Here is a 22,980-nt window from a genome sequence, read left to right as displayed (position 1 = left end):
GTGTGGATATGTTATACTTTACAAAAAAAGGGGGATGGATTATGACGCTATACGGTCAATGGTATGGTCTAAATAAAAGGGAGTCACGCAAATATCATTGTGCCCACTGTGATGCAACAGTTGCTCCAGATGTAGGTTATTTTTGTGAAATAGATAGGGTTGATCTTGGAAAGATTTATATATGTCCTAATTGCAACAGACCTACTTATTTTGAATTAGAAAATGAGTGGAAACAAATTCCTTCACCACGATTTGGTAATGGTATTGAGCACCTTCCAAAAGAAATTGAAAAAGACTACATAGAGGTAAGAGATTGTATGTCTCATCAATTGTATACGGCTGGGGTATTATTGGCTAGAAAGCTATTAATGACTATAGCTGTTGATTCAGGTGCAAAAGAGGGTGAAAATTTTTTGCTCTATGTGGATTATCTTGAGAATGAAGGTATTATTCCAAAAAACGGTAAGGATTGGGTTGATGCCATTAGAAAAGCAGGTAATATTGCCACTCATAAAATTCCATCTATAAATCAAGAATTAGCTGAAGAAATTGTAACATTCTTGGAATTTTTATTAAGAATCAAATATGAAATGCCTGGCAGGATGGCAAAAAACTAATTTTGGCACATTTTTGGCACGATCTTGGCAAAGCGTTTTGTCTGAGAGCGGTTATGATGGTATTAGGTGATAAATTGAGAGCGGCTTCCATTGCGGAGGTCGTTTTTTCGTTCGACAAAGTTTTTAAATGATTTAATAAGCTAAATTCTTTCCGATATAAAAGAGGGAGGGAATGATATGAACTTTGAAACTAAATATCTTATTAGATGGGGAATCCCAGGTTGGGTTTTCTTACTTATGAGTTTTTGGCCCGTAGCGATTTTTCATACTAATCTACCGACTGAAAACCCAGTTGAAAGTATTAGTGTTATATTTAGTACAGCAGCTATAGGCATTGTAATTGGGTATCTCATACATCAAATGTATTTTGCTTGGAGCTGGATATTAGGTTTTTGGAGAAGGAGTATTCTTACATCTGAAATAGCAGAGTTAATTGATGCTCCCCAACCAGTTGAAAAGGCAAAATGGTATAAATTCAGAGAACGTAATAAATTATCAAAAAAGAGGGCTAACGAATATTTCTCTCTAGAATTTGAATGGCAAAATAGACTATCAAAAGTTAAAGAGGACAGTAGGCGCGATTATATTGCAAAGCGATATGCACATTTACTATCCACTACTCATAGTTTAGGTGCATTATGTTTCGCGTTATTATTATCGTTAATAATAAATATAACCCATTACATTTTAATGATTGTGAATATATTAAGTAGTAATTCGTTAGTAATTATAAATATAGTTATAATCTCATTTATCCTATTCCCCTGTTATGTAAATCATAAATATTTTTCAGAGAACGTAGAAGAATTTAGAAATAAATTCTTGAAAGATTTTTATAAAAATAGTTAGATTATAAAAACACCAAGACACTTGTCCAAACCGGATAAATGTCTTGGTGTTTTTAAATTATTCAACTATTGATGAAATAAAGAGGTGAAACCAAATGAAGAAGGCATTAAAACCATGTAATGAACCTGGATGTCCTCAACTAACGCGCGAAGGATCTTGCCAGCAGCATAAGACATCAAAGCCTTTATATGATCTGTTCCGTGAATCATCGTCACGCCGTGGGTATAACAGCCGATGGCGTAAAGCCCGTGAAGGTTATTTAGCAAAGCATCCTTTGTGTCAGTCTTGCATGCTACAAGGCAAACGGATTGCTGCTACAGTAGTGGACCATATCAAACCGCATAAGGGAGATAAGAAACTGTTTTGGGATTCTTCTAACTGGCAGCCGTTGTGTGCGTCCTGCCATAACAGAAAGACCGCCAAAGAAGATGGAGGGTTTGGGAATGGATAATCAAACATGCGTGTGTGATCAATGCGGCACCTCTCTTCTTATCCAAGGTAACTCAAAGATTGAGAAGTTGGGTGATGTAGTGAAGAGACATTATATTAAATGTCCTAGATGTCTAACTGAATACACATCTTACTTTACAAATGAAGTGATCAGACGTAAGCAAAGCAGGATCAGAAAACTGTTCGTTGTCCTTCGGAGTGCGAGATCAGAGAAGTTACTCGAAATGTATAAAAAGAAAATCAAAGAAGCGCAAATGGATTGTCAAAAAGACATGGATCAACTAAGGCGGGAAATGGAAGCCCCCCTACCTTAAATCCCTAGAAACGATTTGTCGTAGACCGCGTCTCCCTCAACATCGCGAGAAATTCCCTAAATGAAATTTTGAAAGGAGGTGAGAGGATGGCGAGGCCTAGACAACCGGTAGATTTATTGTTGGTAAAGGGTAAGAAAAACCTTACCAACAAAGAGATTGAGCAAAGAAGGAAACAAGAAGTAAAGGCGCCAAATGATAAAGTAAAAGCACCTGCATATTTACCAAAAGATTTAAAAAGAGAATTCAAAAAGATAGCGGACGAGCTCAAAAACATCGGAATTATGACAAATTTAGATGTAGATGCGCTTGCCCGTTTTTTGTTTGCTCGAAAACAATACTTAGAAATAACAGAAATCTTATTAGAGACACCGATCACAACCCTTGCTGAAAATTCAGAGGGAGAAAAGTTTGAAATTGCGAATCCTGCCTACAGTGATCTTCTTATAAATCAAGACAAATTATTTAAACAATGCAGACAAGCATCAAGTGATTTAGGCTTAACCATTTCCTCACGCTGTAAACTCGTTATCCCAAAGAAAGAAGACAAGCCTAAGACAAAAGAAGAAGAACGCTTTGGAGGTCGCATGTAATGCTAACGCAAGAAATGACCGCGGAGCTTTTAATTGAGCGCGTATGGTCATATTGCGAAAAAATCCAAGCGGGGGAAATAAAAGCAGGAAAGAATCACAAATGGGCTGTTCAGAGGTTCATCAAAGACGTAGAGCGGCTAGCAGATGAAGATTGCCCGTATTATTTTGACGCGGAAGCAGTTCTTGATTTCTATGAATGGGCCAAGCAATTTAATCATGTCGAAGGGATATTAGCAGGTAAGCCAATTGAACTTACAGACTTTCAATTATTCATTGCTGCTAATATTTACGGCTTTTACAAAAAAGAAAATGGTGCCAGGCGTTTTAGAAAAGCATACATCCAGTTAGCGAGAAAAAACGCGAAATCACAATTGCTGGCTATCATGGCTTCATATGAAATCTTTCCTACTAGAGAAAAACACCGCGTGTTTATTGCTGGTTGGTCAAGAGAGCAGTCAGATGAAGTCTATCAAGCAATCATTGAACAACTAAAGCACGCACCTATTTTAGAAGGGAAATACACAGACGCTAACGGGCAGGTAACAAAATACGCAACAAATTCAATCATCAAACCGTTATCCCGTGAAGCCCGAAAGGTAGGAGACGGAAAAAACCCATCTCTTGGAATAGTCGACGAATACCAAGCACATGAAACAAGTGAAATTTATGATGTTATTGACAGTGGAATGGTCGCACGTCGAAGTCCTTTGATGGTTATCATACTACCGCAGGTTTCAACTTAAACGGGCCGTGTTTCAAAGAGTATCAATATGTTTCCAAAATTCTTGATCCCGACATTGAAATTGAAAACGATGACTATTTTGTTATGATCTGTGAACTTGATCCCGAAGACGACGTAAAGGATGAGTCGAACTGGATCAAGGCAAATCCGATTGTAGCAACTTACCCAGAAGGGATGGAATCACTTCGGTCAGCGTTAAAAGTTGCATTAGATGTGCCTGAAAAGATGAGAAGTTTCCTCACAAAAAACATGGATCGCTGGGTAGACCAAAAAGACAACGGCTATATGAAAATGTCAAAATGGCGGGCCTGTCATGGAGAAATACCCGATCTAAAAGAAATGGCGATCTATCTTGGTATAGATTTATCTATGACAACGGATTTGACTTCTGTCGGGTGGGTTGGCGTTCTTGATGGCTTTTATTATGTCGGCCAGCATTCCTTCATCCCTGAAGAACGAGCCAAGGAGAAAATGGCCACTGATAAAGTGCCTTATGATTTATGGCGCGATCAAGGTTGGATGACATTCACACCGGGGGAGGCGGTTGATTATCAATTTGTCGAAAGGTGGATTATTGAATTTGCTCACGTCAACAAATTGAGAGTGATTGAAGCTGCTTACGATAAATATAATGCGCTGCACCTTGCACAAAGGCTTGAAAGTAAGGGATTTAATATGATTGAGATGCCGCAAAGGATTCAACATCTTTCTTTACCAACAAAGAACTACAGACAAAAGGTATACGAGGGCAAGCTCATTCATGGGAACGATCCTCTTCTAACTTTTGCATATAATAACGCAATCATTAAACAAGACGCGCAAGAAAATATCATGTTAGACAAAGCGAAATCCCCACAGAGAATAGATCCAGCTGCAGCGGTTATGAATGCTTTTGCTAGAGCCATGTATCACGATACGGGCGCAAACGTTGACTTAAATAAACATTTTTCAGGAAATTTCAGTTTTTAGGATGTGAGAGAGTGAAAAAATTTATTGTTCTTCTGAATTTTATATTAAACGACTTGCTGTTTATTGGAGGGTGCATCTTTATTCTGCTGGCAGCGTATCGGGTAAATACAAACATCGGTCTATTTCTGACGGGTGTATTTTTAATGTTTTACGCCTACCTGCTGCCAAGTCACGCGCAGCAGAAAGAGAGGTGAAATAAATGTTTATAGACAAGTTTTTTGAAAAACGATCCGGCTCAAAAACGTTAGACGGTTTTAGCCAGTTGATCAATCTGTTTGGAGGTAGAGAAACGGCAAGTGGTGAAAGAGTCAGTGAAAGTAATTCATTTGAGCAGCCGGACATTTTTGCCTGTGTAAATGTATTGTCTGATGACATCGCAAAGCTGCCGATACACACATTTAAAAAAGAGAGTCAAGGAGTCAACAGAAACCCTAATCATCCATCTGCCTATGCGATCTACGCAAGGCCTAACCCATATATGACTGCATATGTGTGGAAGAAACTCATGATGACCCATGTCCTCACATGGGGAAATGCCTATTCGATGATTGAATTTGGGGCACATGGGTTCCCTGAAAATCTTTACCCGTTGCGGCCGGATGCAACAAAAGCATACATCCATCCCGACTCAGGGAGGCTGTGGTACCAAACCAACGTTAACGGAAGAACGATGGAACTATATGAACACCAAGTGCTGCATTTTAAAGGTTTATCAACGGATGGCATTCACGGTAAGTCGCCTATTGGGGTAGTGAGAGAGCATATAGGCGCTCAAGCAGCTGCCACAAAATATAACGCAAAACTATATAAAAACGAAGCCACGCCGCGAGGTATTCTAAAAGTACCTTCTTTCTTGGATGAAAAACCAAAAGAGAACGTCCGTAAAGAATGGCTGCGGGTCAACCAAGGTGAAAACATAGCCATTATTGACAATGGACTAGAATATCAATCTATTGCCATGCCGTTGCAAGAAGCGCAGTTTGTAGAATCTATGAAATTCAATAAAGCTCAAATTGCCATGATTTACAAAGTTCCTTTGCATAAACTCAATGAACTTGATAAAGCCACATTTTCAAACATTGAGCATCAATCCTTGGAATACGTAAAAAATACACTGCAACCGTGGATCGTGAATTTTGAACAAGAATTAAATATTAAGCTGTTTACTGACAATGATCAAAAAGCGGGCCATTATGTAAAATTCAATGTTGATAGTGAGCTGCGCGGCGACAGTAAAACTCAAGCAGAGTATTTTAAGACCATGAGCGAAGCGGGTCTTTTAAATAAAAATGAGATTCGCGACTTGATAGAGAGAAACCCTATCGAGCATGGCGAGAAATATCTTTCCAGTTTGAATTATGTGTTCCTTGACTTTATGGAAGAGTACCAGCGACTTAAAGCAGGTTCAACCATGAAGGGAGGTGACAGCAAGAATGAGTAAAGAAAAAGAAGTGCGGCTGCTCACAACGCCAATTGAGATCCGTTCTGATGGAGAAGGACAATCCGAATATGTGGAAGGCTATGCTTTGAAATTTGAAAAGTGGTCCGAGCGTTTGGGATGGTTCAAAGAAATTATCAGCAGGAACGCTTTAGAATCTACCGATCTATCAAACGTCATTGCACTTTTTAACCACCGAGAGGATTTTCCCCTAGCGCGAAATACCGTTTCAGGGGAGTCAGGGCGGCTTGAACTCGAAATAGATGGCATAGGTCTTAAATTCAGATTTAAGCCGTCAGACACGTCATATGCGCGCGATCTCATGGAGAATATACGCAGCGGCGTTATTAATCAATGTTCTTTTGCCTTTTCGTTGGATTATAACGGCGAAGAGCCTGACGAGTGGCGCATAAATGAAGATGAAGACATATACGAACGAAGAATAAACAACATTCACCGCATTTATGACATATCTCTTGTAACGACACCAGCGTATAGCGATACCGAAGCTGTAGTAGGTGCCCGCAGCTTAGAGAAAGTAGAAGAAATGAAAGAACAACGAAGCGCACCAACAGATGAAACTTTAAAAATTGAATTGGAACTTTTAAGCCTTGATCTTCCAGAGTAAGGCTTTTTTGCGTTCTTTGAGGAGGAAAAATAAAGATGACAAAAAAAGAAATTGAACTGCGTCAGCGGTTTACGCAAAAGAAAGAAGATGCTGACAAAGCACTTGCAGAAGGAAAAACAGAGGAGGCGCGCCAGCTACTCGATGAAGTGAAAGAGCTTAAGAATCAAATTGAATTGATGGTAGAAGGAAGATCACTGAACGTGCCTGATTTACCTGGCGGTGAAAATTTTGTGCCGGAGCTAGAACGTAATCCGGAGGGACGAAAAGGAGCAGAAGGGGATAAGGAAGAACGTCAAAAGAAATTTACCAAGTTGTTCATGAAGTCTCTTCGAGGTAAATCCTTAACACATGAAGAACGTGAATTCCTAGAAAATCCTGAATTCAGAGCGATGTCAGGAAAAAATGAAGAAGATGGCGGAATCCTGATCCCCGAAGATATTTCACGAACTATTAAAGAGTTAAAGCGAGAGCAATTACATCAACTTGAGCAATATGTCACGGTCGAGCCGGTTGCAACCCGTTCAGGTAGTCGTATGCTTGAAAAAAACGGAGACATGACACCATTCCAAGACATTGAGGAAATGGGAAACATTCCAGAAACAGACCAGCCTAAGTTTACAAAACTATCATATACCATCACTGACTATGCAGGGCTTTTACCACTTTCGAATACATTGCTGCAGGATACAGATCAAGCGATCATGACATATGTTGCGAAGTGGTTCGTTAAAAAATCAATCGCAACAAGAAATGCACTTATTCTGAAAATCCTTGATGATTTGAAAAAGGTTGAATTTAAGGGCTTGGATGACATTAAAAAGACTTTAAACGTTACGCTAGATACCGCCATTTCAGCTGGTGCGATCATCATGACAAACCAAGATGGGTTTAACTATCTGGATCAGCTGAAAGATGCGGACGGTAAATATCTACTCAAGGATATTCCTTCCGAACCGACAAACAAAATGCTGTATGGTCGCCGCGTGGTGGTGATCTCAAACAAGGTCTTGAAAACAAAAGCAGGGAAAGCTCCTGTAATCGTTGGAGATTTAAAAGAGGCCGTTGTCTTATTTGATCGTCAGCAACAATCTATCGACTATACGAATCTTGCAGCAGGATCATTTGAAACGAACACAACAAAAGTACGTGCAATTGAACGAGAAGACGTCCGAAAGTGGGACGAAGATGCCGTAGTTTACGGCCAACTATCAATAAAAGAAGAAGAGGTGAAAAAGTCTTGAGAGTGACGAAAAATTACACCACTGATGGCGGGGATAGAACTGTCATTGGTGGTGTATTAGAGTTTGCAGGAGGAAAGATGGTCAAAGACGGCGAGGAAGTGAGTGTAGGAGGCGGCGGATCAGCTGCACCAGGAAGCGTGACACATGAAATGCTGGCCGAAAAAGCGGTTCGTTCGGTAAACATCGGGACGGGAAGCGTCATGCCGGAGCATCTTAATTCGTCTATTGAAACTAGACTCAAGGGAATGGAAGACGAAATAAAAGAGCTGAAAAGCAAACTGAGCAAAGAATAAACATTGGAAAGGAATGGATTAAACATGGCTAAAGATTACCTAAACGAAAGTAATGGAGTATTCACGTCTGCAGAGGCGGGCCCTGATGGTAAACCTATCACGGCAGTTACGGTGAAAGACAACAGCGAAGAAAATCCTCTTTATGTGAAGGGATTAAAGGGAGATCCTGGTGAACAAGGCCCTCAAGGTCCGAAAGGAGAAAAAGGCGATCCAGGAGAGCAAGGCCCAAAAGGTGACAAAGGAGATCCTGCAATAATTGAAACGGGGTCTATTAAAAACGACCATTTAGCAGATAAATCTGTTAACTCTCGTACCATAGGCACTGGCAGTGTTATGTGGGAGAATCTTAATTCTGCAGTAAAAGACATGATCACCGAGTTACAGACGAGAGTCAATGAGCTTGAGGGTAAAGAAAATACTGAATAAGTAGGCGGACTTCTATGGATTTAAAAATGCTGAAAGATGAATATTTAAAAATTGATACCGATCAAGATGACGCCTTGCTTAAAACCTTAATTGCTACAGCAAAGGGATATATCAAAAATGGAATAGGGCGATATGTTGAAGGAAACGAGCAGTTTGCACTTGTAACAGGCATGCTTGTTGCTCATTGGTACGAAAATCGAGGGGTGTATGAGTCAGGCGTTTCCGGCTCATCCATCCCTTTTACTATTCGGGATCAACTAACTCAACTTCGCTATGTGGGGGTAGAAGAGGATGAAGAAGATAAGCGAGTTGAATCGTCGATTAACTTTTCAAGTTAAGAAAAGGGTACAGGATGATGAGCTGAAATGGAATGAATCCTACGAAAGTGCTTTTGTGACATGGGGTTCAATTGAAGGATTTTCTGGCTCAAAATCAGACACGCTTGTTGCAGGTGCGCTAGGTGTTAAGTCACCGAAGAAAATTACAATAAGATACCGAGAAGACGTTAAACAAGACATGCGAATCCTTCATCAAACGGGAACAGACGAGGCAGGAGAGCCAATATACCGCACTTTCGAAGTAATGGATTTTAACGACGTTGATAATAAAAAGAAGCAGCTTGAAGTCACATGTAATGAGGTCGGCATAAATGGCTGATATGGATATTGAAGGATTCGAAGATTTAACGAGATATTTCAATAAAATCGGTGACGATGTAGAAAAAGCCGAAAAAATTGCCCTTAAAGCTGGGGGCGAGGTAATAGCAGAGCACCAAAAACGTAACGTGAATAAGAGTTCAAAAAATCAGCCTCACATGGTCGATAACATCACCGTTTCAGCTGCAAGAGAATCCAAAGACGGTGAACTGTTTGTTTCGGTTGGTCCGAATAGAAAAGTCGCTTACAGAGGGCGATTTTTAGAGTGGGGCACGTCTAAAATGCCGCCGCATCCATTTATTGAAAAAAGCGCAATTGAAGGGGAGGGGCAAGCTGTGAAGATCATGGAAAGAATTATCACGGCGCCAATTAAATGAGCTTTGATGCGAAAAAAGAATTGAGTGCAGCGTTAATAAAAAACAAAGAGTTAAAGCAGCTTGTCACAGGAGGTTTTCATAATCTTGTGGCCGATGATGTGGCCGCATTCCCCAGGGTTGTATTTTCAGAGATTACAGACAGGGACCAGGAATACAGAGACAACCAAGCAGCTGCTAGTGAAGTTCGTTTTCAGCTAAGTATATTTTCAAAAGCAGACACGCGAACGCATGAAACAGAAATAGCAAAACTGATAGACAAACTGATGAAAGATTTAGGATATGGCAGGTACGATTCAGTGGATCTTTACGAAACAGATACAAAAATCTTTCACAAGGGCATGAGGTACGTTAAAACATTTTTCTAGGAGGAAAACAGATGGGGAAAACGATCTTCGGTTTAGACATGTTTCATTATGCTGAGCTGATTCAAGACGACGATAAAGGACTTGAATATGCAAAGCCTGAAAGACTGCCAGGAGCCGTAAACGTTAAAGTCGATCCAAAATCAGAGCAGTCTAAATTTTGGGCTGATAACGGCGTCTTTGATTCATTTAACAACATGGGCGATATTGATTTAGAGGCCGAAATAGCAGATCTGCCAATTGAGGTGCAGAACAAAATTTACGGTCACAAGGTCGAGAATGGGATTTCTTTTGCCAGCTCTGATGATAAGGCGGTTTTCTTGGCTTTCGGGTTTAGAGCGAAAACATCTACAGGCGGGCACAGATATTATTGGTTCTTGAAGGGTCTTCCTGAATTGCTGGGTAATGAACACAAAACTACCGAAGGGAAAGCCGAACCTGAAACACCAAAATTTAAAGCAGGTTTCATGACTTTACAAAATAAGAAGGGGAAAAATCGTTGGAAGGCTCAAGCTGAGTTTGGTGAAGGTTTTGACCCGAATGAATGGTTTAAACAAGTTGTATATGACGGTGCGTCGTTTTCAACGGGAAAAGATACAGAGGATTCCACAAGTTCAGTAGACATCGGAAAGGGCGTTTAATAACGCTCTTTTTTATTTTGTAATCGGGAGGCAATAGCATGGAAGCATTGACAATCACCTTGCATTTAAACGGTAAGAAAAAGAAATTTTCCACACCTAACTTTATCACGGGTGTTTTATTTAGGACTGCGGCAGAAATAACAGAAGACCTTGAATCGAATGATCCTGAAAGGATTTATACAAGTAAACAATCAGAGTTTATCTGTGAAGTGTTCGGAAACAAATTCACTGCAGAAGAATTTGAAAAAGGCATTGATTCAAGACTTTTATATAGAACAATCTACGCAACTGCAAACTATGTCATCGGAAATATCGTTGAAGCGAGCAAGATCCTGAATCCAGAAACCGCAGAGGAAGCAGAGCCGGGGGAGTAAGTTTGTCCGATGCTGTCCTTGATATGTATAACGCATTAGAGGACATTGGCTTTACTCAAAATCAGATAGACGAAATGGACATTGTCTATCACTTGAAGCGACTCGCGCGGCGCAAAGAAGCGAGCAAGGAAAAGCCAAGTAAAAACGCTGCAGCATCGGATAAGCCTTTATACATTGATCAGATACCTGGACTGTAAAAAGGTGGTGAGGGATTGAGCAAAGACATTAAAGTAAAGCTGTATTCTAATTCGTCCCAATTTAACGGGGAAATGAAAGCAATTGCAGTTCAAATGAAAAACATAAAGTCCGAGTTTGAGAAAAATAGGACTGCCGTTGGTGTGTGGGGCAATGAATTGAAAACGTCGCAGGCGAAAGTCAGAACCCTTTCACAGCAATTAGACCAGCATAAAATGAAGGTCAAAGCACTTGAAAGAGCTTATGCAGATTCAGCCATCAAGAAGGGAAAGGATGCGGAATCAACGCAAACCCTGGCCCGTCGGTTGAACTATGCAACAGCTGAAATGAATAAGACGCAAAATGCGTTAACACAAACGACCAACAAAATTCAGAGGATGGAAGCTGAGATAAAAAGAACATCCTCATCACTTTATAAGATGGGCCAAAGAATGAATACAGTTGGCAACAAAATGAGAAGTACGGGTGCTTCGGTAGCGATGACTTCAGGAGTTGCTTTTGCTGGCTTGGCCCTCCCACTGAAAGACGCCGTAGAAGTTGGTATGTCATTTGAATCACAAATGAGCAAAGTAAAAGCTATTTCAGGGGGAACAGCTGCAGAAGTCGAAAAGCTGAAAAACCAGGCTAAAGAGTTGGGGGCAACAACTGTTTTCACCGCCAGCCAAGCCGCAGATGCACAAAGCTTCCTGGCGATGGCCGGATTTAAAGCAAATGATATTTACGCAGCCATGCCAGGTATGCTGAATTTAGCAGCTGCAGGTCAACTAGATTTAGCTGCCGCCGCCGACATCTCATCTAACATGATGCAGGCATTTGCTATGAAAGCATCGGAAGCAGGGCACGCATCGGACGTAATCGCATATGGAGCGGCTAATGCTAACACGAACGTGGAGCAGATGGGAGAGGCCATGAAGTTCCTCGCACCTAACGCCAATTCATTAGGCTGGGGACTCGAAGAATCAGCGGCCGCAGTCATGGCGTTTGGTGATGCAGGTTTGCAAGGTTCAATCGCAGGACAAGCGTTTGGTACGTCTTTGATCAGGCTGGCAACACCAGCTAGAAAGGCGCAGAAGGTAATTGATAAGTTAGGATTTTCATTTTTTGATGCTGCCGGAGATATGAAGAGCATGCCGGAAGTTGTTGCCGAGATGGAAAAGGGTATGAAGGGCATGACGAAGGAGCAGCAAGCCGCAACCTTAAAAACCATTGTCGGAGCTGAATCATACAAACATTGGGCCGTTCTCTTACAAAAAGGCAGCAAGGCATTGAAAGAAAACACTAAAGCACTAAAAGAATCAGACGGTGCAGCTAAAAAAATGGCTGACACAATGCTTGATAATGCGCGGGGCAGTATCATTGCTTTCCAGTCTGCAGTTGAAGGGGCAAAGATTAAGCTTACTGAAAGTCTACTTCCTGCGCTTGGTAACCTAGCTGAAAAAGGAGCAGACATCGTTTCCATGTTTAACAAAATGGATTCTGCCACAGCTCAAACGGTTGCTAAAACTGCGTTGTTTGCTACGGGTGTTTTAGGCGCCACAACAGCAGTTGCAACGCTGACGATGGGTATCGGTGCGCTCTTAGCATTTACGGGTCCGGTGGGGCTTGCCATAGTTGGTGGAACGGCTTTACTAGGAGGCATTGCCGTTGCGACGTATGCTTACAATGAGCAGCTGAAAAATCAAAAGAAACGCCAAGAAGAAGCAAAAGAATCGGCTCTTCTATATGGTGAGGGCGTTTCTAAAGCAACACAAAAGGCAGCCGGTTCATATGTGAATCTACGCGAAAAAGCTACGTCGCAATTGTTCCAACTGACACAGGTTTCAGGAAAAGAAGCCGAGAAGATGGCAAGCAATCTATTGTCTACTTATCAAAAAATGTCCACATCTCTTATTAAGGAGTTAGAAGGATTTAAGACTGATGCAATTGCAGTTCTCAAAGGATTATTTGAAGACCAGGAGAAAGAGACGAAGAAAATCGGAGAAGATTGGTCTGATCAATTAGTTGGAGACATTGACAAAGACGTTCAAAAAGTCCGCGAGAAGATGCGTAAATTAGAACAGCTGAAAGATGAAACGGGTTTAATCACCTCTAAAATGAATGCGTCACAAAAGAAAGCTTTTGAAGATATCATTTCATTTTTCCAGCAGTCGACGAGTAAATTTGCTGCCAATCAAAAAGACGCTATTGCTATGCAGCAGAGGGTTTCTGAAAGTCAAAATAAACTCTCTTTCAAAAATGCTAAAAGCTACAACGATCAAATCAGCGGCATTTATAAAGAGGGACAGAAGGCGGCTAAAGAAGATCGCGACTACAGAAATAAAGTTTTAGACGAGGCCCTTGCAAAAGAAGCGATATCAGCAGCGCAGCACAAAGCACTAAAAGCTAAAAGTAATGCTGATTATCAAAAAGCTCTTGCTGAAAACCTAGAGGCTTACAAAAACAGTTCCAAAGCTTTGTTTGATCAGATGTCGCAAGATGGTAAGTTGCTGGACTTGGAAACGGGAAAAGCCCTGGAAAAACAAAAAGAGTATTCCAGTAATTCGATGGGGATCTTCATTGAAATGGAAGAGAGCGATGCAAAATACCAAGCACGCTGGGCCGAAAAACAGGTTGCTTTCTTGCAAAAGCTGGGAGACAGCAAAGAAGAAGCCTTAGAAAAAACGAAACAAGCTCTCATTGAGTTTAACGAGGGTCTAGGCTTTTCTGCAGAAGAATCGGCGAGCAAAGCAAACGAAGCAATCATAAATGCTGAAAATGAATTCAACCGTGCAACATCTGCCCGTGAATCAGGAAAGAAAATGGGCGATGAATTTGCGGACGGCTTAACAGCTGCCACGCCTAACACGTTAGCAAGTGGTTCGATCCTTAAACAAACACTGGATCAAAAACTGCGAGAGGAAAACGGCATTCCTAGAATTGCAGGGAAAGAAAAAGGTCAATCATTTAGCGATGGAATCAGTTCGTCAAAAATTAACGTATCTAACAGTGGTACAGTTCTGCAGCAAGCACTTAGGCAAAAGCTAAGTGAAGGCAATGCAGGAGCTAAAACATTCGGCTCACAAAAAGGCCAATCATTTAGCGCAGGTATAAGCTCAACAAAAGGCAGCACAAGCACTGCAGCAAGCAGCGTAAACCAAACAGCGTTATCAAACCTAAACAAAAATACCACTCAAGCTACTCAAGCAGGAGTGACAAAAGGGAAAAGTCATAGTGCGGGAATAACAAGCACAAAAGGTGCCAATACGTCTGCAGCATCTTCCGTTAGTGCGTCAGCAACAGCCCAGCTTGCCAAAACAACCGATGGCGGAGGCGGACAAAAAGCAGGCGTTCAATTTGCATCGGGAATCCGTAGCCAAGCCGGAAACGCTAGTAATTCAGGTAGCACCGTAGCACAATCGGGAAAACAAGGTTTATCAAGTGTGAAAACAACTGGCACAGGTGCTGATTTTTCTAAAGGCTTTGCTAACGGTATTCGTAGCATGGGAGGCACAGGCGGTACGATATGGAAAGCTGCATGGGCCATCGGTAAAGTTGCAATACGTTCGCTGAAAGATTCCATACAATCAAAATCACCTGCAAAGAAGACCATTGCAGAAGGTGTGAACTTTGGCGATGGGTTTATCATTGGGCTTGGAGAAAAAGCGCAGGACGTGAAAAAGAGCACTGCAGCTATGGCGCAAGGTGCTATGACGTCCTTTAAATCTGAAATTAATAGAATGGCGTTTAACATCCAGGGGGCAGCAGATGAAATAAATACAATGCGCGCTGAACTGACTGTGAGAAATGAGATTGATACGCCTGTATTAAACCAAAAGCTAGATGCGCTTATTAGTCTTCTATCAAATAATCTACAAACGAACAATGAGAGCTTAAGTGCTGCGGGACAAACAATCAGAATCCATCCTGCGCCTGTCATTATTGGCGGTGAGCATTTAGCAGACATCGTTTTTAATCAAGGGGATACATCTATTCTAGACAAAAAGAGCGCTCAAAAATATGAGCAGAATGCCTATAAAGGAGGGCTGAAAAGATAAATGGATCTGTATTTTGATTTCAGAGATGGAATGGGGGAGCAACCTTTGTCGGGGTTACTGCCCTATTTTAAGTTGCTTAGCTTTGCACCTGATGCGCCAAGCACTGAAAGGGAGCTTGTACAGTTAACCAGGTTTAACGGACTTGTACCGACGCAGCACCCGCGCGACATAGTGTACAAAGAAAGGTCTATCAAGGTTGAGATATTACTTGATGCTAAAATCGCGGCAAACTTTTATCAGTACAGGCATGAGTTCTATGATCTCGTTGTTCAGCCCTTCTGGTATTACATCTCATGTGATCTGCTTCCTGGGAGGCGTTTTGCGGTTACGTGTGACGGAGGGTTTACGATCCCTAAAGACAAGCAAAAAAACCAGGTATCCTTCCAAGTGGATTTTAACAATATCACAGGGCTGGCAGAGTCAAAGGGCACGTCTTTAAGCGCGCAGAACTTTTCTAATGAAAGATGGTTTTCAGGAATGAACATTCAAAGACGTGACGATCTGCAGTACCGATTTAAAAACAAAAAAAGATTCAGCGTATTCAATCCAGGTGTGCCTATTAGCCCGTTGCAGCATGATTATAATGTGCTGCTAAACGCAAAGGGAAAAAACGTGACTATCATCAATCACACGAATAACGAAAGGTTGAAAATAGAGGCCGATCTGAAAAAGTCCCAGCAAGTCAGAAACTTGAAACAGTATACCGTTGTCGGCAATAAAAGATTGAAAACATCGGGAAGGATACCGTCCTTAGATAAAGGCATGAATGAGTTTGAGATACAGAATACAAGTGATTTTGAAATTGTATTCGATACAAGATTTTATTTTCCGTAAAAGGAGGATGTCATGGCTGCTGCGGATTTTATAAAAAAACTAGCACCAGGGGCGCAGAAAGTCTATAAAAAATATAATGTCCTTGCAAGCCTAGTCATTGCCCAAGGGTGCTTAGAAAGTGGTTTCGGATCCAGCGGACTTTCTAAACAAGCAAATAATTTGTTTGGAATTAAAGGGACATATAACGGTAAATATGTTCTCATGTGGACAAGCGAACAAGACAAAAAGGGAAACGTCACCAGGATACAAGCTAAGTTTAGAAAGTATCCATCATACGCAGAGAGCTTAGCAGATCTTGGAAGCCTGTACACCCGTTTGAGTCGATATAAAGATGTGGTAGGTGAAAAAGATTATAAAAAGGCTACTGAAGCAGTTTCAAAAGCTGGGTACGCCACGGATATCAACTATGCAACAAAATTAAACAGCATCATTTTTACTTACAAACTTACTCAATACGACACCTTTGATGATGCGCCGGATGAACCGAGTGAACCTGAAACACCAACTAAACCGACATATCCAAGCAAAGAATACCAGGGCAAGGATGTAGAATTAAATGACGGGCTGCCAACTGACATTGATTTTAGGCAGCTGCACGTCTCAACCAAAGACGGTAAAGATCTAGTCGAAATCGTCGGCGCTGTGTTGGAGCTTCAAGACGATACAACAGGTAAGAAGAGTTTCACCTTTACCCTATTGCGGACTGAGGATAACGGAACTGAATTTGATTTACTTGTTCCAGGGAACATACTGTATTTAGACGAGAAAGTATACAATCATCAAAAGTATTACATTACAGACATTGAGCTTGATCAGAGCAGGAAAAACGTGCTGCAGAAGAAGGTAACGGCCAATCATGTCTATACTGTCCTTCTTGTAAATAGCAGAGTCGAGGAAAAAACGTCAAAGAAACTGAACATCAAAGAAGCCCTAGACATTGCACTTGCTGACACACCTTTTCAATATGTCCTGAAAGAAAAAGAATCTGCATTTGATACCGTTGATCAAGATGGCTTCGGCGAAAAGAATAGGATTGAATTAATGGATCAGATTGTAGATGACTATGAAATAGAGCTTGATGTAAACAACTACGTCATCTACGTATATAAAAAGATGGGAAAAGTAGCAGATTACACTTTCGACAGCCGATACAATATGCCAGGATTTAAGATGAAGATTAATGATCAAAACACATCAACGCGTGCATGGGGTTACGGTGCAGAAAAGAAAGCTAAGAAAAGTGACACAAAGTCAACCGATACAAAAACGGAGGATGAAAAGGAGAAAGAGCCTGAATACGAATTCGAGCCAATCCTATACATTCATCCTGATGAGGACAAATTTTTGATCGAGGGTAAGCCGCGCTGGGGAGAGCCGATAAGAGACGACACAGTAAAAAAAGCAAGCAACATGGTATCTGCTTTGAAAAAGCACGTAAACCCGTATCCTGACGTGGTAGTTGAGGCTGAGTATCAGTATATCTATGAGCCAGCATTGCAGGGTATAGAAGAGGATTTTTGGAAAGGTGACACGATCCATGTCATTGCTGATACAGCAAATGGGATCACATTTGAGGACGATGTAAGGTTAGTGTCTGTCACTTATAATCCCCTCAACCCGTATGACAGCCCTAAGATGACTTTCGCTAACTTTAGGAAAGACATCCAGGACTATCAAGTAAGCCAGGCGCGGCAAATTAAGCAGCAAAAAAGATACATTGATCAATTGATGAGAACGCTCAATTAGAAGCGTTTTTTCTTTTGGAATTGAAAGGAGTGAATAAAATGGTCCGGCTTAAAAAAGATTATGACTCGACCCGAAACTCAGTCTATGAATCCCAATTGCGTGGCGACATGCAAACGGTTGAGAATGAGCTTAATAAAAACGCTACTGAATTACAGTCTCACAAGGACAGTAAAAAAGCTCATTTGTCTAGTCAAATTATGCATGGTCTATTTACTGTTGCCAACAGGATTGACAACATGTGGGCTAGATTGACAAACCTTGTTCTCAATCATGACGGGAATGATGTCAAGGAAGTTGTAGACATTCGAGTTGCTAGGGATGCATCTATTCATCCCACAGCAAAAGACAGATTAGACTATGACTTTCAAATACTTGAAGAAGAAATAGAAGCAGCTGCCGTTTCCCTGAATCTAAAAAGGTTTATTAAAAAGTACGGAAGTTTTACTGCAGGATTCAAGGCAGCTCTTAGTCTTGCAAAATTATACCCTGTGCACATTGTTGTTCCTCCTGGACAATACAAACTAATGGAGACAGCAAGCATATATAAAAACACTCATTTAACCTTACAAGCTGGTGCCGTTATTAAACGTGGCTTTGTGGGATCAATGCTTGTAAATGGGGATAAAGAAGATCAAACAAAGGAATATGACGGCCACGGAAATATACTGATTGACGGTCAAGGGGTGTTTGATAGCGCAGGGGGAGAGATCAAAGAACAATGTTCAGTCATAGGTTTTGCACATGCTGAGCGCATTATCATACGGGACATCACTATCAAGGATGTGTGCGGCGGTCATGCCTTTGACTGCGCAGGTAATAAGCACGTCTTAGTTGAAAATGTCTGGTTTAAAGGTTTCGCTGATTATAAAGGCGACAGATGGTTTTCTGCTGCGATTCAGCTGGACTTAATGAGATCGGCGGGCAACTTTGGCGCCTTTGGTGCTTATGACCAAACTGTCAGCAAGCATGTTACTATTCGAGACTGCTATTTCAGCAGATCCGAAAGCTTAAAAGGATATGCACGGGGGATAGATTCTCACACCAGCACAGATGGCTTTTGGTATTCTGATATTCGTATCGAAAACAACGATTTTGAAGATACGACCGAGTACGCAATTTCAGGGAACAAATGGGAAGACGTTGTAATAAGCCGAAACAGATTTAAGGATTGTGCATCCGGTGTAAGACTAATGATCCCAAGAGTTGAATCGGTCTACACGCAAGACGCAAACGGCAATCCTACGAACAGGGTCAACAAGGTAAAGCGTCTTTCAGTCAAAGATAACACTTTTACCAATATCAAAGAGCGTCATGCTATTCAGGTATATGGCCGTAAAGGGATTCAAAAAATTGACGACGTTGAAGTTTCAGGAAACAAAATCAATGGCGTAAAGGTCAAGCATGCTATCCATTTATCGGATGTGGATGGCTTTTTGGTGTCTCACAATCAATTTAGAGACATCAAGCATCATGGGGTGCTCTTAACACGCTGCAGCAATGGTAAAGCTGATCTAAACGTCGGACGAGACATCGAAGGAAACGGCGTGCGCGTAGAATTAGGGTGCAAGAACATTGATGTCACAAACACAACCTTACGAGAAGTTGGCTATTCTGGGATTTCTGTTTCAGGAGATTCAGAGGACATAAACGTTGATTTCAGCGATATTCAGAATGCTGGTAAAAGGACTTCTTCATCAAACCCGTATTACGGAATTATCTTCATGGATGGAGTCACAGATTCAGCAGCAAGATTCAACAAAGTGCGAGGAAAAAAATGCAGATACGCGATGTATATGACTAGCAAGTGTTCAAGGATTCAGCATTTCGGCAATCGACTTAAAGGAGCCGGCGCAGAAGGTTCTTTGAAAGACAACAGCGTTGATCCTATTAAATCATTTGAAAATGTAACATGAGAGAGGTGATAACATGATTCGCAAAAATGGTCCACTTGATTTTGATGTAAACGCGTATACCAGTTCAAGCGTATCAACCAGCATAAATTTTTGGACGCAGGACCGTCAGACAGCACGGTTGATATTTAAACTCACGAAAGATGGCGTGCCGTTACCTCTTGCAGCTGTCACAGGAAAACTTGTATTAGTTATGGCTGACGGCAGCCGATTCATTCGAGACGTAACAATTATTGATCGTGTCGAAGGTCAAGCTGAATACATCTTGTCAGACAATGAAGTTAAGCACTTTGGCTTAGTACAAGCTGAATTAAACTTGTACTATACAAATGATCAATCTATGTCTGTGCATCAGTTCTCTTTTAACATTTCAAAGTCACTCATTGATCAAGATATTGTACCGATCACTGAGTATTATGTGGACGAGTTTGAGGCTTTAAGAGCCAAGATAAATGAGCTTTACGAAGAGTCTATACAAACGATTGATGATCTGAGAGCCAAGTTCGAGGACTTGGAAAAAATCGAAACAAAACAAGGCGCGCAGTCTAAAGTAGATGCAGCACTTGCGGCAGCTAAAAAATATACGAATGAATATGCAGAGACGCCCGCAGGCGCTCAAGATAAAGCAGATACAGCTGCGAAAAAGATGAAAGACCTTGTGGCGGGTTTTCAACAAAAGAAAATCACGACCGATACGGGCTTGCCGTTGATTTCAATTAAAGACACATCAGTTAGTATTTTGGATGCCGTGATTGATAACGGTCTAGGGATGGGCTCTTTTTACGCAATAGCAAAATCAAAAGATTTACCTAACAACCGTTCTTTCAGAGGTTTCTTCCACATTACAGATGCGACAAATGGAAAGGGTACATTTGGATGGGTATATGCAACAGATTATATCAACAATATCTATACAAATTACCTTAACAATAACGTATGGAGTGGATGGAACCGATTGCTAACCGAAAAAGATTTAAGCAGCACATGGAATCAGGTGACGTTAGTCGCTGGAACAGTAAAACAATTTGCGGGAAATCCTCTCCAATTCTCCATACGTCAAAATGAATTACGTATACGTGGTTCTTTTGAAGGTATTCCGGCAAATGATACAGTGATTGCCCGTTTTGCTCAAAAACCGTCAGGAGAAACTGCATTTTTGGGTGCTACGGTTGGATCGTACGGATCGGCACGTTTGACGCTTGAGAAAGACGGATCACTCAAGTTCAATGGTCTAAACGCGAACGATAATTCAAAAGTGTCGAGAGTTGAGATAAACGAGTCAATTCCATTGTGGTAAAGGAGGGAAGGGACATGCACATATATTATTATGACGAAAATTTTATGTATACAGGTGAAGATGTAATAAGTGAATATGACGAGATGCCGAAAGACGCTACAGATGTGGATCTGCCCAAAGGGTTGTATTTACCAAAATATAACGAGGAAAAAAGGGAGTGGAGCGAAACGGCTACTCAAGAATACATTGATAGCTTGCAGCCGAAACCGCCTTTACCTAATGATATAACCACTCTTAAAAAACAGGCTGCTTTACTCACATTGCAAGTTACGCAGCTGCAGAGAGGCGGGGCATCATGATTTATCCAACGGCGGACGACATAAAAGTATTTTGGGATTGGGGCGTGTATACGCCTGAAATCATGAGGGAATATGTTTCGTTGAAAGTAATTACAAAAGAAGAGTTTGAAGAGATAACAGGTTTGAAGTTTGAAAAGCCTGCTGTCTCAGTGGATTTAGGTTCAACAGCATCTTAACAGGTGCTTTTTATTTTGCCTTCTTAAAGGAGGTGACAAAAGAAATGGAGGAAACGATAGTGTTTATTAACTTTGAAACTTTGGATTTAGCGAAGACTTATTTATTTGGCGGAGTGAAATTTTTGGACTTGCTTTTGCTGCTAAGCGTCATCGACGTTTTGACAGGAATCATTAAAGCATGGAAGATCGGCAAGCTACGCAGCCGAACTGCATGGTTCGGTTACGTGCGTAAAATGCTCAGCTTCGTTGTTGTGATTGTGGCTAACATCATTGATCAGATCATGGGTTTAAATGGAGTGCTGACCTTTGGGACAGTGCTTTTTTACATCGCCAATGAAGGGTTGTCTATCGTAGAGAACCTTGCACAGATCGGCGTGAAAATTCCGGCTTCTATTACAGACCGTCTTCATGTGATCGAAAACGATAGTCAGAAAGAAGAAGAGGAAAAGAAAGCTGCTGAGTAATCGGCGGCTTTTTTCTATATAAAAACAAATTAAGGAGTAGATGAACATGACAAAGAAAATTATGCTTGATCCGGGACACGGTGGGCACGATCCGGGCGCAGCAGAAAATGGTCTGAAAGAGAAGGATCTTGTATTAAAGATCGCTAAGAAAACTAAAGCGATTCTTGAAAAGGTGTATGGGGCAGCAGTCAAACTTACGCGATCAACTGATGTTTATATTGATCTATCCCAAAGAGCAAGACTAGCAAATAATTGGGGCGCTGATTATTTTGCATCTATCCACATCAACGCTGGCGGAGGAACAGGTTTTGAGACGTTTCGTTTTGATAAGCTATCAGCAGCATCCAGCACTGGCAAGCAGCAAAAGATCGTACATGATTCCATTTATAAAAAGATAAAAGAAAAAGCAGGAGACCGCGGGACTAAGTCTAAAAATCTTGCGGTGTTAAGAGAAACAAAAATGCCAGCAATTTTGACAGAGAACCTTTTTATTGATCGGGAAAAAGATGCTACGTTGTTGAAACAGGAATCATTCCTAGATGCTTTGGCTGAGGGACATGCTGCAGGTATCGCGGCGGCCGTGGGTTTAAAAAAGGTATCTTCTTCAACTAAAACAAAGCCTAAAAAGGAAACGACACAAAAGGGCATTAAAATGGCTGTAGTGAAGCCGAATGCTGACGGGTGGCTATGGGTCTATGATAAGCCAAATTGGTCAGCAAAGCACAAAAAAGTAAAGCCGGGTGAAGCATTTACGATTGATAAGACCGTTACGGTAAATGGGGCAAAAATGTATAAGCTTAAATCAGGTCTTTATATCACAGCAGCCACGAAATATGTTCAGGTAAAACAAAAGTAAAATGAAAAGCCCTTCCTTATCGGAGGGGCTTTTTTTGTTTGTCGTAAATTACATACTTTATAACTATGGAAATTACTGTATATTTCAAGTTATGCTTTATTTGGAATTCACAAAGGGGGAGGGTACGATTTTGAACAAAAAGTGGATATCTAGAATTTCTTTATCCATTGTAGCTGCGTTGGGTATTTCCTGTACGCTTGGA

General features: G+C 41.2%; 27 protein-coding genes and 1 pseudogene. All 28 read left to right on the top strand.

The annotated features are described in order from the left end of the window. The first annotated feature begins 41 nt into the window (after positions 1–41). Entirely contained in the window at positions 42–617 is a 576-nt protein-coding gene (locus tag AOQ70_RS08030) for a DUF4145 domain-containing protein (RefSeq protein ID WP_059375618.1), read from the top strand. A 177-nt stretch (positions 618–794) separates the two neighbouring features. Next, on the top strand, positions 795–1,466 hold the full coding sequence (locus AOQ70_RS08025) for a hypothetical protein (RefSeq protein WP_059375616.1): 672 nt from the start codon (positions 795–797) through the stop codon (positions 1,464–1,466). A 94-nt stretch (positions 1,467–1,560) separates the two neighbouring features. Then, on the top strand, positions 1,561–1,917 hold the full coding sequence (locus AOQ70_RS08020) for an HNH endonuclease (RefSeq protein WP_059375615.1): 357 nt from the start codon (positions 1,561–1,563) through the stop codon (positions 1,915–1,917). Continuing rightward, on the top strand, positions 1,910–2,230 hold the full coding sequence (locus AOQ70_RS08015; RefSeq protein ID WP_231730845.1) for a transglycosylase: 321 nt from the start codon (positions 1,910–1,912) through the stop codon (positions 2,228–2,230). The genes AOQ70_RS08020 and AOQ70_RS08015 overlap by 8 nt, the downstream gene beginning before the upstream one ends. Before the next feature lie 86 nt (positions 2,231–2,316). After that, positions 2,317–2,820, top strand: a complete 504-nt coding sequence (locus AOQ70_RS08010; RefSeq protein ID WP_059375613.1) for a phage terminase small subunit P27 family — start codon at positions 2,317–2,319, stop codon at positions 2,818–2,820. Continuing rightward, positions 2,820–4,531, top strand: a pseudogene (locus tag AOQ70_RS08005) (terminase large subunit). The gene AOQ70_RS08010 and the pseudogene AOQ70_RS08005 overlap by 1 nt, the downstream one beginning before the upstream one ends. Positions 4,532–4,542: 11 nt before the next feature. Then, complete coding sequence (locus AOQ70_RS08000) at positions 4,543–4,725, top strand: hypothetical protein (protein WP_059375611.1); 183 nt, start codon at positions 4,543–4,545, stop codon at positions 4,723–4,725. 5 nt (positions 4,726–4,730) lie between these two features. Next, positions 4,731–5,972, top strand: a complete 1,242-nt coding sequence (locus AOQ70_RS07995) for a phage portal protein (protein ID WP_059375608.1) — start codon at positions 4,731–4,733, stop codon at positions 5,970–5,972. Continuing rightward, complete coding sequence (locus tag AOQ70_RS07990; RefSeq protein ID WP_059375606.1) at positions 5,965–6,597, top strand: HK97 family phage prohead protease; 633 nt, start codon at positions 5,965–5,967, stop codon at positions 6,595–6,597. The genes AOQ70_RS07995 and AOQ70_RS07990 overlap by 8 nt, the downstream gene beginning before the upstream one ends. A 35-nt stretch (positions 6,598–6,632) precedes the next feature. Further along, positions 6,633–7,838 carry a phage major capsid protein gene (locus tag AOQ70_RS07985; protein ID WP_059375603.1) on the top strand — a complete coding sequence of 402 codons (1,206 nt, stop codon included), beginning with the start codon at positions 6,633–6,635 and terminating at the stop codon, positions 7,836–7,838. Between the two features lie 2 nt (positions 7,839–7,840). Then, a complete protein-coding gene (locus AOQ70_RS07980; RefSeq protein WP_231730849.1) occupies positions 7,841–8,131 on the top strand; it encodes a hypothetical protein in 291 nt (96 codons plus the stop codon). Between the two features lie 24 nt (positions 8,132–8,155). Next, positions 8,156–8,557: a collagen-like protein gene (locus tag AOQ70_RS07975; RefSeq protein WP_059375599.1), complete on the top strand. Its 402-nt coding sequence runs from the start codon at positions 8,156–8,158 to the stop codon at positions 8,555–8,557. 14 nt (positions 8,558–8,571) lie between these two features. Continuing rightward, positions 8,572–8,895, top strand: coding sequence for a head-tail connector protein (locus AOQ70_RS07970; RefSeq protein WP_059375596.1), 324 nt, complete (start codon positions 8,572–8,574; stop codon positions 8,893–8,895). Continuing rightward, the gene (locus AOQ70_RS07965; RefSeq protein WP_059375592.1) at positions 8,849–9,214 is read left to right on the top strand and encodes a phage head closure protein; all 366 of its coding nucleotides are present in this window, start codon (positions 8,849–8,851) and stop codon (positions 9,212–9,214) included. Before AOQ70_RS07970 ends, AOQ70_RS07965 begins: the two co-directional genes overlap by 47 nt. After that, entirely contained in the window at positions 9,207–9,590 is a 384-nt protein-coding gene (locus AOQ70_RS07960; protein ID WP_017367770.1) for an HK97-gp10 family putative phage morphogenesis protein, read from the top strand. Before AOQ70_RS07965 ends, AOQ70_RS07960 begins: the two co-directional genes overlap by 8 nt. Then, positions 9,587–9,955 (top strand): tail completion protein gp17, encoded by a 369-nt coding sequence (gene gp17 / locus AOQ70_RS07955; RefSeq protein ID WP_059375589.1) that lies wholly within the window; start codon positions 9,587–9,589, stop codon positions 9,953–9,955. The genes AOQ70_RS07960 and gp17 overlap by 4 nt, the downstream gene beginning before the upstream one ends. Positions 9,956–9,966: 11 nt before the next feature. Then, entirely contained in the window at positions 9,967–10,593 is a 627-nt protein-coding gene (locus AOQ70_RS07950) for a major tail protein (RefSeq protein ID WP_059375586.1), read from the top strand. Positions 10,594–10,631: 38 nt separating this feature from the next. Continuing rightward, positions 10,632–10,967, top strand: a complete 336-nt coding sequence (gpG, locus tag AOQ70_RS07945) for a phage tail assembly chaperone G (RefSeq protein ID WP_059375584.1) — start codon at positions 10,632–10,634, stop codon at positions 10,965–10,967. A gap of 2 nt (positions 10,968–10,969) precedes the next feature. Next, positions 10,970–11,164 carry a hypothetical protein gene (locus AOQ70_RS07940; RefSeq protein ID WP_017367766.1) on the top strand — a complete coding sequence of 65 codons (195 nt, stop codon included), beginning with the start codon at positions 10,970–10,972 and terminating at the stop codon, positions 11,162–11,164. Between the two features lie 15 nt (positions 11,165–11,179). Then, entirely contained in the window at positions 11,180–15,196 is a 4,017-nt protein-coding gene (locus AOQ70_RS07935; RefSeq protein WP_059375581.1) for a phage tail tape measure protein, read from the top strand. Next, positions 15,197–16,030: a phage tail domain-containing protein gene (locus AOQ70_RS07930; protein ID WP_059375579.1), complete on the top strand. Its 834-nt coding sequence runs from the start codon at positions 15,197–15,199 to the stop codon at positions 16,028–16,030. A gap of 12 nt (positions 16,031–16,042) precedes the next feature. Continuing rightward, positions 16,043–17,776: a phage tail protein gene (locus AOQ70_RS07925; protein WP_059375578.1), complete on the top strand. Its 1,734-nt coding sequence runs from the start codon at positions 16,043–16,045 to the stop codon at positions 17,774–17,776. A gap of 38 nt (positions 17,777–17,814) precedes the next feature. Next, on the top strand, positions 17,815–19,689 hold the full coding sequence (locus AOQ70_RS07920) for a right-handed parallel beta-helix repeat-containing protein (RefSeq protein ID WP_059375576.1): 1,875 nt from the start codon (positions 17,815–17,817) through the stop codon (positions 19,687–19,689). A gap of 13 nt (positions 19,690–19,702) precedes the next feature. Then, the gene (locus AOQ70_RS07915) at positions 19,703–20,983 is read left to right on the top strand and encodes a phage baseplate upper protein (protein ID WP_059375574.1); all 1,281 of its coding nucleotides are present in this window, start codon (positions 19,703–19,705) and stop codon (positions 20,981–20,983) included. 14 nt (positions 20,984–20,997) lie between these two features. Beyond that, positions 20,998–21,282, top strand: a complete 285-nt coding sequence (locus AOQ70_RS07910) for a hypothetical protein (protein ID WP_059375572.1) — start codon at positions 20,998–21,000, stop codon at positions 21,280–21,282. Continuing rightward, the gene (locus tag AOQ70_RS07905; RefSeq protein WP_059375570.1) at positions 21,279–21,458 is read left to right on the top strand and encodes an XkdX family protein; all 180 of its coding nucleotides are present in this window, start codon (positions 21,279–21,281) and stop codon (positions 21,456–21,458) included. Before AOQ70_RS07910 ends, AOQ70_RS07905 begins: the two co-directional genes overlap by 4 nt. A 44-nt stretch (positions 21,459–21,502) precedes the next feature. After that, complete coding sequence (locus AOQ70_RS07900; RefSeq protein WP_059375568.1) at positions 21,503–21,922, top strand: phage holin family protein; 420 nt, start codon at positions 21,503–21,505, stop codon at positions 21,920–21,922. Positions 21,923–21,968: 46 nt separating this feature from the next. Next, positions 21,969–22,778, top strand: a complete 810-nt coding sequence (locus AOQ70_RS07895) for an N-acetylmuramoyl-L-alanine amidase (protein WP_059375564.1) — start codon at positions 21,969–21,971, stop codon at positions 22,776–22,778. The last annotated feature ends 202 nt before the right edge of the window (positions 22,779–22,980 follow it).

This window comes from Bacillus sp. AM 13(2015) (assembly GCF_001518755.1).
In the GTDB taxonomy this organism is placed as follows: Bacteria; Bacillota; Bacilli; order Bacillales; family Bacillaceae; genus Bacillus; species Bacillus safensis.
This window is presented reverse-complemented; position numbering and strand designations above follow the sequence as displayed.